Raw genomic sequence first — 11,870 nt, forward strand, 5'->3', positions numbered from 1 at the left:
CCGCTCGCTACCTGTTTACTTCCCGATTCCACCCGTCCGTTACCGGCATCCGGCAAACCAACGATGCAAACGGCCAATTTACCCTCCCCATGTTTCCTGCAGCGCTCTCTGGGCACTTTGGAGACAAACGATGGGACACTCCTCGTTAGATCCAGCTGTCGAAGATCTTCGTCCTTGGAACGAAGGGTTCGACTTCGCGATCGACAGCAAGCTGCGCGGTTGCGATGTGGTCAAGGTTCGCATCGGTGACATCGTTGTAGGCGGCCGCATTCGGGATCGCGCGATCATGGTGCAGCAGAAAACCAAACGACCCGTGCAGTTCGAGCTCGTCGACCCCGCCCGCAAAACCCTGCTCGCTTGGCTGGAGCGCCGCGGCGGCGGGCTGAACGACTTCGTCTTTCCATCGCGCAACGACTACATGGCTCACATGAGCACCAGGCAGTATGCCCGCTTGGTTCGCGAGTGGATCACCGGCATCGGACTTCATGCCGAAAAGTACGGCACCCGTTCCCTTCGACGCACTAAAGCGTCGATTATCTACAAGGCACCGGGCAACCTGCGCGCGGTGCAGATTCTACTCGGTCATGCCAAGATAGAGAGCACCGTGCGCTACCTTGGAGTTGATGTCGAAGACGCCTTGGAGCTGTCGGAGCGAACTGAAGTTTGATCGAGCTGGTTTGACCCAGAAGCCGACGCTGAGTATGCCTCCGGAAAGCCGCCGTTCGTCGTCTAATCGCGTCGGTTGCAAGGAATTTCTGAGATGCCGTTGCCGGGAGCATGGTCGTCTTCGCGGTCGGCATGTGCCGCCGCATGATGGGGCTTCGTGGGTAGCTCTTCCAAGGTTCAGGACGCACTCCGAAGGGCAGTAGCCCGGGGGGCGCAACGAATGGCGCGGAATGAGCCAGCCCACGTCCCGGCAGGACGTCTCGTGCGCCTTGCGACGCTGACGAGCTGGGTAGATCAGTCTGTAACGTGCGCGCCTCTAAACGGCTCGCCCGTGCTCAGCATCGCGTGCATGATGACGGCGAGCTTTCGGGCGACGGCAACCGCTGCACGTTTGAAGCCGAGGCGCTCGCGCAGCTGCAGCCCCCATTTACACAGATCGCATTCTGACCTGCTACGGGTGAGAAGTACGGTCGCGGCCTCATAGAGCAGCCCGCGCAGATGACTGTCGCCGCGCCGGGAGATATGCCCGTCATAGTCGATCTCGCCAGACTGGTAGCGCCGCGTCGTCAGACCCACCCAGGCACCTACCGATCGTGAATGTTTGAAGTTCGTCGGGTCCTCGATCGCGGTAATGAAGGAAGTCGCAGTTACGACGCCTACCCCGGGAATAGTCATAAGCAACTGGCAAGCCTCGCTGCGTCGTGCGTCGGCCAGCAGCTTGCGTCCGAGCTCCGCAGCGCGAAGTCGTACTGCATGCCATGCCTCGAGCAGTGGCCGAATGATCTGGGCCGGTTCGGCGTTGCCGGTGAGCAGCTCTCCCACCTTGTGCTCGAACCTGGTGCCCATGACAGCCGGAACGATGAGGCCAAACGTCTTCATCAGCCAGTGTGCGGGCAAGCATGTTGTCGAAGCTCTTGACCCGCACTTCCTTGTAGAACCCCACCTCGGCCAGATGAGCAAGGCCGTCGGCATCGTTGGCGTCCGTCTTGTTGGCTGTCATGTCGAGCGCAGCCTTGGCATGACGCGCATCGGTGCAGATCGCCGGCACCCCCTCCGCAGTGAGCGCATGAAAGAACCAGACCGACAGCGGCCCGGTCTCGAACACCACCCGCTTCGCGGCAGGCGCATGCTTGCGGATCAATGCCGCGAGCAGCTGCGGGTCGGACGCACACTTGCCACGCCAGATCCGCTTGCCGCCGCGTCGAATAGATACCGCAGTGTCTTTCAGCGAGACGTCGAGTCCGATATATTCATCCATGGCTGTTCTCCGTCCGATGTATGGGCCCGGCTGCAAGTCGTGAGCCGGCACCTTCATCTATCGGGGAACAGCCACCCTCCGCACCATCGCTGATCGAGGTAGCTCGCTCCCGCGATTACCCCATGTTCAGGATAGCTCAGTCGCCTGAGTGCGGACGAGCGGCGTCTTGAAGCGACTTGCCTTGGCCGAAGCGATTTCGCCTCATGGCAGTTCGCTGCTGCCAGCATGCTGGCAACAGCCCCTCTCTACGCAGTCCCTCGACGGCCGATCGGGCCGCAGGAGATCACATAGTGCTGACGCTGTTCCACGCCCCCCGTTCACGCTCCACCCGGATACTCTGGCTGCTCGAGGAGCTGGGTGCGCCCTTCAACCTGCGCTACGTTACGATCCGCTACATGGACGGCAGTGGCGACGGACCCGACCCGGCCAACCCGCACGCCGACAAGAAGGTGCCCGCCCTGCTACATGACGAAGCGCTGGTTACGGAAAGCGCGGCGGTGGCGACCTACCTCGCCGATCTCCTGCCCGACGCCCAACTAGCTCCGCAAACCGGTGATTGCGACCGTGGTGCGTTTCTCACCTGGATCAGCTGGATCGAGGGCGAGTTTGGCCCCGCCATCTTCGGCCGCTTGGCGGCCGGTGCCGGTTCGCCCACGCCCGCCCCGTTCGTAGCAGCACTACGGCGGCTTGATGATGCCCTTGCGAATGGTCCGTATCTTCTAGGCGAGCGTTTCAGCGCCGCAGACGTGATGCTGGGTGGCACGCTGGGGTGGGCGCGTGACATTTCGCCGATGGATGGTCCGCTTCCCGCCTACCTGGCGCGCCTCGCCGCCAGGCCGGCGTTCGCCCGTGCCATGGCGCGCGACGCGGCACCGGTGGATCAGGCGGCGTGACCCGGCGCGACGGCTGGCTGAGTGGGACAGGCTTCCTAGCGGCGGCCGCGCTGCTCGCGGTCGGCCATTCGGCGGCAGTCGCGCCCTTGGTGGCGGGGCTGTAGGTATTCCCCATGCGCCGTGCCGACCGCCTGTTCGAAATCGTCCAGATCCTCCGCCGCACATCCGGACCGCTCACCGCGGACGCGATCGCGGCGGAGCTGGAGACCAGCCGGCGGTCGGTGTACCGCGACATCGCCGCGCTGGTCGCGCAGCGCGTGCCGATCCGCGGCGAGGCAGGGATCGGCTACGTGCTCGAGCGCGGCTTCGACATGCCGCCGCTGATGCTGACCTCGGACGAGGTAGAGGCGGTGGTGCTCGGCGCGCAATGGGTGCTGGTCCACGCCGACGAGGGGCTCGCCCGCGCCGCTGCCGACGTGCTCGCCAAGGTCGCCGCCATCGTACCCGAACGGTTGCGAGACCAGATCGAGGACCCGGCGGTGATCACCCCACCCCGCTGGAGCGAACGGCTCGACGCAGGGGTGGACGTGGCCCGCTTGCGCGCCTGGAGCCTGCAGGGGCGCAAGCTGCACATCCGCTACGCCGACCAAGCGGGCCGCGAAACGGAGCGCACCGTGTGGCCCTTTCTGGTCGGCTACATGGACCGGGTTCGGATGCTGATCGCTTGGTGCGAGTTGCGCGACGACTTTCGGATGTTCCGCACCGATCGGCTGTCGGCGATCGACTATCGGGAAGAGCGCTACCCGGAACGCCGCGCCACGCTCCGGCGGCGCTGGCTGGCGATGATCAACCAGCAGCGCGATCCAGAGGCTACCTAAAACCGCCAGGCCTGAGCAGACCCACTTCCGGACACTAAGAGGTCTCAGGCCGCTCCTCGACTTCTGCCGTACGTTCAGCTTTCAATTCGAGTAACTATGCCCGCGACAATCTCGGTCCGCATCCGCGTCGGGCGCCTCAATTGCCTTCGGCGTCGACCGTGAACACCATCGGCTTGCCGCGCGACATCGGCTCCCAGCCAGCCGAAATAGCGGCGCGCGCGCATCGTGTAATCGTCGCGTCATCGAGTTGGAGACGGCCGTGCGGCAACCCCTTCAACAGCCGCTTGGGCGGTGGGAATTCCAGCAATGCCTCGCGCTTAGCATCCCGCTGGAGAAGGCAAATCGTCATTCCCTTCCAACCTTCGTCATCCGACAGATGCGGTTCGCGATGGAGGTGCCAGTCATATATAACGCCATCGACATCGATGGTGCCTGCATTGCTTCGGGAGTTCGACCTATGGATAACTCTAGCACGCCAACATTGCCAAGGCACAGGTTCGAGGTTGTCGGCCCATGCACAGCATCCTCAGGTCAGCCTGGACGGGGTTAGTCTCTAGCTCAGAATGGCAGACTTGACGGGTGACGCAGTTTGGCAGGTCGGTCTGAAAAGGCTGGCGGGATTGCGGATCACAGCTGTACCTGCTGCCGGTTGCCGCCAACCGCGAAAGCTTATTTGAAGCCGACGATGGCCCTCCCCGCCTGCATGCGGTCAGCCTCGAACGCCGCGCGCGCCTCGGGCGTCCATCCCCGCTCGACCGCCAGCGCCAGCACCATGGCATCTCCTGCAGCCTTGGGGACGCCCATCGCCGTGTGCGGCCGCGCGACAAACGCGGCATCCCCAATCAACGCGAGACGTCCATCGGCCATCCGCGGTGCTTCCATGTCGAAGATCGCCTGGGCAAAGGGCTGTGATTCGGCTGCGAAAACGTCGGCAAACGCGGCGGGCAGCAACTGGCGCGCCGCTGCGATCAGCGCGTCCTTTGCCTGTGCGGACACCCGGCCAGGGGCAAGCGAGAAAGGGTGTGTGCGCCCCTCCTTGTCGGTGAGCGTCCGCGCGAGATCCACGGTCCTGCGGTACCAGACCGCGTTGTAGCGGCGCTCGCCAGGCTCCAATTCGCCCTGCGCGCCGGCCACGGTGTAACCGAGCGCCTGCCCGCCGGGCATGTGAAAGAAGGCGAAGCGATCGGACAGAATGTCGGCCGCCGAGGGCGGCAGAAGCTGTTCGGGCACGAGGGCGCGCCACGCGAAATAGCCGGTATAGGTCGGCCCCGGATCGCCCGGCAGCATCGTCTTGCGCACCGCCGAACCGATGCCGTCGGCACCGATCACCAAGTCCGCCTCGACACGCTTGCCGTCACCGAGCTCCAGCCACGCCGCTCGGGCATCCTGGCCGGCAGCCACGGCCGCCTGGCCAAGATGATAGCCCTCGTCGGCGATCAGCATGCGAACGGCGACATAGAGGTGATCCCAGGAAACCTGCATCTGAGGCCGCGCGCACTTGGCGCTTGCTGAAGCTCCATCTTTACGAGCATCGTGTCCCCGGCAACTTTGACGCCTAGATCAGGCATGGAGCAGTCTTGCTGCGCGAGCAGCCCAATCAGCTTGCACAGCAAACCCGCACTCGCCTCCGCGACGACTTCCAGCCGCACGCTAGGGCTCAAGCGGCTTGTCGTTCGGCGTGCGGGCGGACCGCGGTGATGCGGGACAGGGCCAGCGCATCCGCGGCGCGGTTCGGCGCCGATCCGAGCCGATCCCCATGATCCAGCACCTTGGAAAGACGCTGGCCGGTCGCCTCGATCCGCAGCTTCGCTGCATCCGCTGACCATCCGAGATATTGCGCCGCCACGCTGATGATACCACCAGCGTTCACGACATAATCAGGCGCGTAGAGGATGCCGCGATCGGCCAGCCGGTCGCCGTCTTCCGGCGTGATAAGCACGTTGTTAGCCCCGCCGCAAACCACTCGAGCTCGCAGTCGCCCGACGGCTTCACGGTCGAGCACCCCGCCCAAGGCGCATGGCGCGAAGATGTCGCAGCGTGCGTCCAGGATGGCGTCGCGGCTCATGATCTCGGCGCCGAAGCGGCAGGCGACCTGCGCCGCGATGTCAGGGCGCGGTTCGGCGGCGATCAGCCGTGCACCGGCTTCGTGCAACAGCGCGCAGAGTGCCGAGCCGACATTGCCGAGGCCCTGCACCGCCACCGTGACGCCTTTCAGATCGCTGCCCAGTTTCCGCCGCGCGGCCTCCTGCATCGCCAGGAACACGCCGCGCGCGGTCCAGGGCGACGGGTCGCCGCCCGGACCGCTGCCATGCGGCACCAGGCCAGCGACATGCCGCGTCTCGCCTCGGACCCACTCCATGTCTGCCACGGTGGTACCGACATCCTCGGCAGTGACATAGGCCCCGTTTAGCCGGGCAACGGCGCGCCCGAATGCCGCGAACAGCTTGCGCCGGTCGAAGTCGCCAGCGGGAAGGTTCAGCACCGCCTTGCCGCCGCCCAGCGGCAGGTCCGCCAGCGCGTTCTTGTAGGTCATCGCCTCGGCGAGTCGCACTGCGTCGCCGACAAGCTGTGCCCGGTCGGGGTAGCGCCACAGCCGACACCCGCCCGCGCCAGGACCGCGCCTGGTCGAGTGCAGCACGATGACGCCGTCCAGCCTGCTTTCGGGGTCGTGGAGGATATGCACGCTCTCGGGCGGCACGGCGGTGTTGTTGAGGGTATCGACCATGAACCTGCTCCTGAGCTGACGCGGCAGTTTTTGCATGGCCGGGAGGGAATATGTCGCCTAAGTTGCAGCCCTCGACATCAAAGCGACATGATCTGCCCGGAGAATGTCGAAAAGGAGGACAGACTTGCCGCAGACGCTTGACCTGTTCGAACGCAAGATCCTGCAGGTGTTGCAGGAGGATGCCAGCATGCCCACCGCCCGACTGGGCGAGATGGTGGGCTTGTCGAGTTCGCCGTGCTGGCGCCGGGTGGATCGACTGGAAAAGGACGGGATCATCACGCGGCGCGTCGCGCTGGTCGACCGGCAGAAGGTTGGGCTCAACGCCCATATCTTTGCGCAGGTGAAGCTCAACGCCCATGGCCGGGCCAATCTCGACGAGTTCGCGGCGGCCATTCAGTCCTTCCCCGAGGTGCTCGAAGCCTATGTGCTGATGGGCGTGTTCGACTTCATGCTGCGCATCGTCGCTGCCGATATCGATGCGTATGAGCGCTTTTTCTTCTCAAAGCTGTCCAAGCTGCCAGGCATTCAGGAGATCAACTCCACCGTGGCCCTGTCGCAGGTAAAGGCGACTACGGCGCTGCCGATCCCCTGAGGGTGTTCAGCGCGCCTTTGCCCGCTCCGCCTCGCGGAGGATGCGCAGGATGTTCCCGCCCCACAACTTGGCGAGATCGGCGTCCGAATAGCCGGCTTGGCGCAGCCGTTCGGTGACCTTGGGCAGTGCTGAGATATCCTCGATCCCCGGCAGCCCGCCGCCGCCATCCCAGTCGGCGCCGAAGCAGACATGATCGACGCTCGCCACTTCGATCACGTGCAGCACCATCGCCATGTAGCGCTCGAAATCGGCGTCGCCCCAAAGTGGCTCGGTGGCATCCAGCGCGCGCCACTTGCGGGCATGGTCAGCCTGCTGCGCCGGGGTCATCGTGTCGAGATGCTCATACCGAGTGAACAGCGTCTCGCGCTCGGGTCCCATCTTCATGTCCGTCAGGAAGATCGTGCTCACGCACATCGCCCCGTCCTTGGCAGCCAGCTTGCGGATGCGGTCGTCGTCCAGGTTGCGAGGATGATCATGCGCCCAGCGCCCGCTGGAATGTGACAGCAGCAACGGGGTGGTGGACAGTTCCAGCATCTCGTCGAACGCGGCATCGGACGCATGGCTGGCGTCGATCGCGATCCCCAGCCGGTTCATTTCCCTCACCCAGGCGCGCCCCAGGGGAGAAAGGCCGTTCCACTTGGGCTTGTCGCTCGAGGAGTCGGCGAACTGGTTGTTGGCCCCGTGCACCGGGCCGGCGAGCCGCACGCCGCGATCATAAAACTCCCGCAGCAGCGAGAGATCCTCGCCTAGCGGATAGCTGTTCTCCATGCTCTTGAAAGCAATCAGCGTGCCGGCCGCGTTCAGCCGGGCCGCATCCTGTGCAGTCAGCGCGCGACCGATCCGGGCGGGGAATTGGGCTAGTGTGGTGTCGATCAGGTCCGAGCGCCCTCGGGCGAAGGCCAGCGCGTCGGCATAGCCCTTTGCCGTGAGCGGCCCCTGTTCGGTGTAGATCGCAAAGAAGCCGCCATCCAGCGCGCCGGCTTCCATCCGCTTCATGTCGACCTGCACCAGATCGGTTGCGGGATCGTGGTGGCCGGCAAAGCTCCAGCCGGGCCGGGCGAAGTGGAGAGGCGTGTCGAGATGGGTGTCGAGCACCAGAAAATCGGCGTGCGAGCGGGTACCCTGCTGCGCGGTGGTGGCGCAGCCGCACAACAGCAAGGCAGCGAGGAAGGTCAGGCGTTTGGTCACTTGCTGGTCTCCGCCACCGGCCGCAGGTCAAGATCGCGATAATTATAGCTGAAATCCGCGATCGGACTTTCGGGCTTCATCACCACTCGCGCAATCTTGCCATCGGCGTCGAGCGCGAAGGTCACATAGGCCGGCTCGATGCTCGTGTCGTCGAACCGCGTGACGAAGGTGTCATACTGCCAGTGGACCAGCTTCCCCGCCATGTCCGGGGTGGTCCGGAAATCAATGCGCAGTCCGTTAGCGCCGCTAGTCACTGCGACGTCGCCGTACCAAGGATCGCGATAGGTGCCGACGTAGCGGACTAGCGGGAGGGACGGCCCAGTCTTTGCGGGCGCAGCCTTGGCGGTACTCAGCGCCGTCTTACCCGCGGCGATGCGCTGCTGCATGAACGCGCCGAACCGCGCCGGCCAGTCCTGATCGGGGATGCCCAAATAATGGTCCGCGAGCATGTGCGCGATGCCCCGCAGCGCCGCCACGTCTTCCGAATTCACCACCACGGCGATGCCGACATCCTGGTCGGGCAGCAGGATGATGTGGGTGATAGATCCGAACACACCGCCGCCATGCGAGATGATGCGGGCACCGCGATAATCCTCGACCTCCCACCCCAGCGCATAGGTGCTGAACTTGGGCGTGAGCGGCGCCAGGCTGCCGGGATAGGGCGTGATCGGCTGGACAGTGACGCCCTTCCACATCTCGGCGGCCTGTGCCTCGCTGAACAGCCGCCCGCCACCGGGCAGCGCGCCATGGGCCAGCTGGATCTTCAGCCATTGTGCCAGATCATTGGCGCTGAGTGCGAGGCCGCCAGCGGGCGCCGCGGCGCGGCCGAGTTCCTCGCGCTCGTCCAGCACCGAATTGGCCGCGTCGCCCCGCACCGCACCGCCGATGCGGGCATGCGGAAGGGCACGGTCGCGCGTTGCCCAGCGCGCCTCGGGGGTCGCGGTGGCGGTCTTCATCCCGCCGCGCTTGAGCACTTCCTGCGCCATGAAGGCTTCCCAGGTCTGGCCCGAGACTTCCTCGATCAGCTGACCCGCGACGGCGTAGAGAATGTTGTCATAGGCGTAGCTGGCCCGGAAGCTTGTCGCGGGCTTGATATAGGCCAGTCGCTTCACCGTCTCCTTGCGTGACAGGCTGCCGCGCGGCACGAACAGCAGGTCGCCCGCGCCCAAGCCCAGGCCGCTGTGATGTACCAGCAGATCGCGGACCGTGATCTCGCGGGTGACCCAGGGATCATACATGCGGAACCACAGCATGTGGTCGATCACCTTGTCGTCCCAGCCGAGCTTTCCCTGGTCGACCAGGATCGCCAGCGCGGCGGCGGTGAAGGCCTTGCCGGTGGAGCCGGTCGGGAAGATCGTGTCGGCGTCGACCTTGGCCGCCTCGCCGAGCTTCCGAACACCCCAGCCCTTGGCGAGCGTAGTCCTGCCATGCTCGACAACCGCGACGGCGATGCCGGGCGCGCCGGTCTGCTGGCGGATCTGTTCCACTTTGGCTTGGATACCGGCAGGCGGATCAGCCGAGGCGGGCGCAGCAAGCACGAGCAGCGGAACGACGAGCACGTGGCGCAGAGTCATGCGGCGACTTTCTTGGCGGCAACGGAGGAGCGCCGCAGCAACCGCGCTACCCCGAGGGTGAGCAGCGGCAGCACGAATACGGCGAGGAACAGGTAGGCCAGCAGCCGGTAGCCGCTGGCGATGAGCGCGATCAGCCCGACCCGCTCGGCCACGAACATGCAGACCAGCAGCAGCGTGCCCGCGATCGCCGCACGCGGGCCCGCGCGAAGCTCGGCACCGCGGCGGCGGCGCAGTACCCCGGCAATCCGCTCGTTGATCGCATGCACCGCGCCCGTCCCGCTTTCGAGCAGCGCGGCGAAGATCATCGCCTGGAACAGCAAGTGGAATATCGGCGCGTTCAGTTGGCGCAGCAGGAAGTCCGAGGGCAGCGTCTCCGCGCCGATAGCGGGATAAAAGGCGACCATACAGGTGAAGAACAGGATCGCTGGCGCCATTGCCAAGGGACCCGCCACTATCCCCGCGATCACTGCGTCGCGGGTGCTGGTCAGATGGCGCAGCACTGGCAGGATCACGACTGCGCCAATGATGTTGTAGCTGGCATAGGTCAGCCCGCCCGAGGCCCAGCCGTCCCACGGGGCGGGTGTCGCAAAGCCGGCGGCGATGCGGCCGCCAAAGCGGGACAGGCTGAGGACCAGGAACAGCGCATACACGCCGTAGAGCAGGAAGGAGACATACTTAAACACGCCTTCCACCGCCGCATTGCCCAGCGACACGGTGGCGAGGATGCCTGCGGCCAACAGCAGCGCCCCGACAAAGCCCGGCCAGCCGAACATCGCTGCGCCGATCGCGCCGGCGCTGGCACCAAACACCGCCAGGATCAGGATGACGAAGAGCAGATAGGCAATCTCAAACGCGATCCACGCCGGCCCGAGCAGGTCGGCGAAGAAGGTGCGATAATCGAGTGCGCCTACCATCCGTGCATAGGCGAAGGTGGCCGCGGCGATCACGCTCCACAGCAGCATCGCCAGCATCATGCCGGTCAGCCCGCCCCAGGGCCCGGCTGGCAGGAAATATTCCGCCAGTTCGCGGCCAGTCGCATAGCCGCCGCCGATGATGACGGCCTTCATTGCAAAGCCCGGCAGCAGGAAGCGCTGGAACCAGCTCGACCCTGCCGCCGTGCCGCTCATGCCAGGCAGCTCGCGACCAGCGCGTCCAAGTTAGGCCCGCCGCGCACCGGATCCGCGACCGGCAACCCGAGCCGGGCGCTTTCCCTGTCCATCACCAGTCGTGCTTCCTCCTCGCTCAATGCAGCGGTGTTGAAGCTGAAGCCACCGCAGCGAATGTCGGGATTGGTGCGACGCCCGAGCGCCAATGTCAGCTCGATGATCTCTTCGATCGTCGCGACTTGATAGCCTGCCGTGCCGAGCATGTCGGTGCGGCCGGGTTCATGGCACACGACGAAGACGTCTGGCTGGCTGCCGTGCAGCAGGCCGAGCGACACCGCGGCATAGGCGGGATGCGCCAACGACCCCTGCCCTTCGATCACGTCCCAATGGTCCGCCGCGGCATCGGGGGAGAGCATTTCCGCGGCGCCGGCTTCGAAATCGGAGATGACGGCGTCCATCGGCATCCCGCCGCCAGCGATCATGATGCCGGTCTGGCCGGTGGCGCGGAAATCGGCGTCGACGCCGCAGGCTACGAACGCACGCGCGAGGGCTAGCGCAGTGTATTTCTTGCCAAGTGCGCAGTCGGTGCCGACCGTCAGCAGCCGCTTGCCGGTCCGTTTGCGCCCGGTGGCGACAGGAATGTCGGCGGGCGGAACGCGGACGTCGATCAGTTGGCGGCCAAGCCGCTCGGCCGCATCCCGCACCTCCGGAACGTCGACGATCCGCATGTGCATGCCCGCGACGATATCCAGGCCCGCTTCCAGCGCCGCGACCAGCGATGCCCGCCAGCTGGGCGGGATCACGCCGCCTGAATTGGCGACGCCGATCACCAGCGCGCGGGCGCCTGCGGCATGGGCCTGGGCGGGCGTCATCGCCGGCAAGCCGGTGGAAACGGTCGCGCCGGGAAGCGCAAGCTCGCCGACACATTTCTCGGGCGCCCAGTCGCGCAGCCCCAGCGCGGTCTTGGCGAACCCGCGCTCGGCCACGTCGCCAAGGAACAACAGATAGGGTTGCGGCAGCTGCATCGAGCCGCTGGTTGCCGTGTTCATG

General features: G+C 65.6%; 11 protein-coding genes and 1 pseudogene. 4 read left to right on the plus strand and 8 right to left on the minus strand.

Annotation, left to right across the window (positions count from 1 at the left end; all coding sequences use genetic code 11):
- Positions 1-130 precede the first annotated feature (130 nt).
- Positions 131-667 (plus strand): tyrosine-type recombinase/integrase, encoded by a 537-nt coding sequence (locus FHT02_RS05755; RefSeq protein WP_184085492.1) that lies wholly within the window; start codon positions 131-133, stop codon positions 665-667.
- A gap of 293 nt (positions 668-960) precedes the next feature.
- On the opposite strand, the pseudogene FHT02_RS05760 reads toward FHT02_RS05755, so the two are convergent.
- Positions 961-1,924: pseudogene (locus FHT02_RS05760) on the minus strand (IS110 family RNA-guided transposase).
- Positions 1,925-2,214: 290 nt separating this feature from the next.
- Here FHT02_RS05760 and FHT02_RS05765 point away from each other — a divergent pair.
- Both FHT02_RS05765 and FHT02_RS05770 read left to right on the plus strand, forming a co-directional pair.
- Positions 2,215-2,817 (plus strand): glutathione S-transferase C-terminal domain-containing protein, encoded by a 603-nt coding sequence (locus tag FHT02_RS05765; RefSeq protein WP_184085494.1) that lies wholly within the window; start codon positions 2,215-2,217, stop codon positions 2,815-2,817.
- A gap of 113 nt (positions 2,818-2,930) precedes the next feature.
- Positions 2,931-3,635, plus strand: a complete 705-nt coding sequence (locus FHT02_RS05770; protein WP_184085496.1) for a helix-turn-helix transcriptional regulator — start codon at positions 2,931-2,933, stop codon at positions 3,633-3,635.
- A 136-nt stretch (positions 3,636-3,771) separates the two neighbouring features.
- On the opposite strand, the gene FHT02_RS05775 is transcribed toward FHT02_RS05770, so the two are convergent.
- The 3 genes from FHT02_RS05775 to FHT02_RS05785 all read right to left on the minus strand — a co-directional run bounded on the left by FHT02_RS05775 (position 3,772) and on the right by FHT02_RS05785 (position 6,360).
- The gene (locus tag FHT02_RS05775; protein ID WP_184086234.1) at positions 3,772-4,098 is read right to left on the minus strand and encodes a hypothetical protein; all 327 of its coding nucleotides are present in this window, start codon (positions 4,096-4,098) and stop codon (positions 3,772-3,774) included.
- 206 nt (positions 4,099-4,304) lie between these two features.
- Positions 4,305-5,117 carry an FAD binding domain-containing protein gene (locus FHT02_RS05780; protein WP_184085498.1) on the minus strand — a complete coding sequence of 271 codons (813 nt, stop codon included), beginning with the start codon at positions 5,115-5,117 and terminating at the stop codon, positions 4,305-4,307.
- Positions 5,118-5,292: 175 nt separating this feature from the next.
- The gene (locus tag FHT02_RS05785) at positions 5,293-6,360 is read right to left on the minus strand and encodes a Glu/Leu/Phe/Val family dehydrogenase (RefSeq protein WP_184085499.1); all 1,068 of its coding nucleotides are present in this window, start codon (positions 6,358-6,360) and stop codon (positions 5,293-5,295) included.
- Between the two features lie 124 nt (positions 6,361-6,484).
- On the opposite strand from FHT02_RS05785, the gene FHT02_RS05790 reads away from it, so the two are divergent.
- Positions 6,485-6,952 carry an Lrp/AsnC family transcriptional regulator gene (locus FHT02_RS05790; protein WP_281393047.1) on the plus strand — a complete coding sequence of 156 codons (468 nt, stop codon included), beginning with the start codon at positions 6,485-6,487 and terminating at the stop codon, positions 6,950-6,952.
- A 6-nt stretch (positions 6,953-6,958) separates the two neighbouring features.
- On the opposite strand, the gene FHT02_RS05795 is transcribed toward FHT02_RS05790, so the two are convergent.
- From FHT02_RS05795 to FHT02_RS05810, 4 genes are read right to left on the minus strand one after another with little or no spacing between them, the layout of a single operon-like run.
- Entirely contained in the window at positions 6,959-8,140 is a 1,182-nt protein-coding gene (locus FHT02_RS05795) for a membrane dipeptidase (protein ID WP_184085503.1), read from the minus strand.
- Positions 8,137-9,714: a serine hydrolase gene (locus tag FHT02_RS05800; RefSeq protein WP_184085505.1), complete on the minus strand. Its 1,578-nt coding sequence runs from the start codon at positions 9,712-9,714 to the stop codon at positions 8,137-8,139. The genes FHT02_RS05795 and FHT02_RS05800 overlap by 4 nt, the downstream gene beginning before the upstream one ends.
- Positions 9,711-10,841 carry a YkvI family membrane protein gene (locus tag FHT02_RS05805; RefSeq protein ID WP_184085507.1) on the minus strand — a complete coding sequence of 377 codons (1,131 nt, stop codon included), beginning with the start codon at positions 10,839-10,841 and terminating at the stop codon, positions 9,711-9,713. The genes FHT02_RS05800 and FHT02_RS05805 overlap by 4 nt, the downstream gene beginning before the upstream one ends.
- A complete protein-coding gene (locus FHT02_RS05810) occupies positions 10,838-11,869 on the minus strand; it encodes an N-acetyltransferase DgcN family protein (RefSeq protein ID WP_184085509.1) in 1,032 nt (343 codons plus the stop codon). Before FHT02_RS05810 ends, FHT02_RS05805 begins: the two co-directional genes overlap by 4 nt.
- Between the last annotated feature and the right edge of the window lies 1 nt (position 11,870).

The organism is Sphingomonas xinjiangensis (genome assembly GCF_014199255.1).
Taxonomy (GTDB): Bacteria; Pseudomonadota; Alphaproteobacteria; order Sphingomonadales; family Sphingomonadaceae; genus Sphingomonas; species Sphingomonas xinjiangensis.

What these genes read in the sequence shown, in the direction of transcription:
- FHT02_RS05800 (WP_184085505.1), bottom strand. Translation starts at nt 9,714, where the DNA reads ATGACTCTGCGCCACGTGCTCGTCGTTCCGCTGCTCGTGCTTGCTGCG.
- FHT02_RS05805 (WP_184085507.1), bottom strand. Translation starts at nt 10,841, where the DNA reads ATGAGCGGCACGGCGGCAGGGTCGAGCTGGTTCCAGCGCTTCCTGCTG.
- FHT02_RS05810 (WP_184085509.1), bottom strand. Translation starts at nt 11,869, where the DNA reads ATGAACACGGCAACCAGCGGCTCGATGCAGCTGCCGCAACCCTATCTG.
- FHT02_RS05770 (WP_184085496.1), top strand. Translation starts at nt 2,931, where the DNA reads ATGCGCCGTGCCGACCGCCTGTTCGAAATCGTCCAGATCCTCCGCCGC.
- FHT02_RS05755 (WP_184085492.1), top strand. Translation starts at nt 131, where the DNA reads ATGGGACACTCCTCGTTAGATCCAGCTGTCGAAGATCTTCGTCCTTGG.
- FHT02_RS05785 (WP_184085499.1), bottom strand. Translation starts at nt 6,360, where the DNA reads ATGGTCGATACCCTCAACAACACCGCCGTGCCGCCCGAGAGCGTGCAT.
- FHT02_RS05780 (WP_184085498.1), bottom strand. Translation starts at nt 5,117, where the DNA reads ATGCAGGTTTCCTGGGATCACCTCTATGTCGCCGTTCGCATGCTGATC.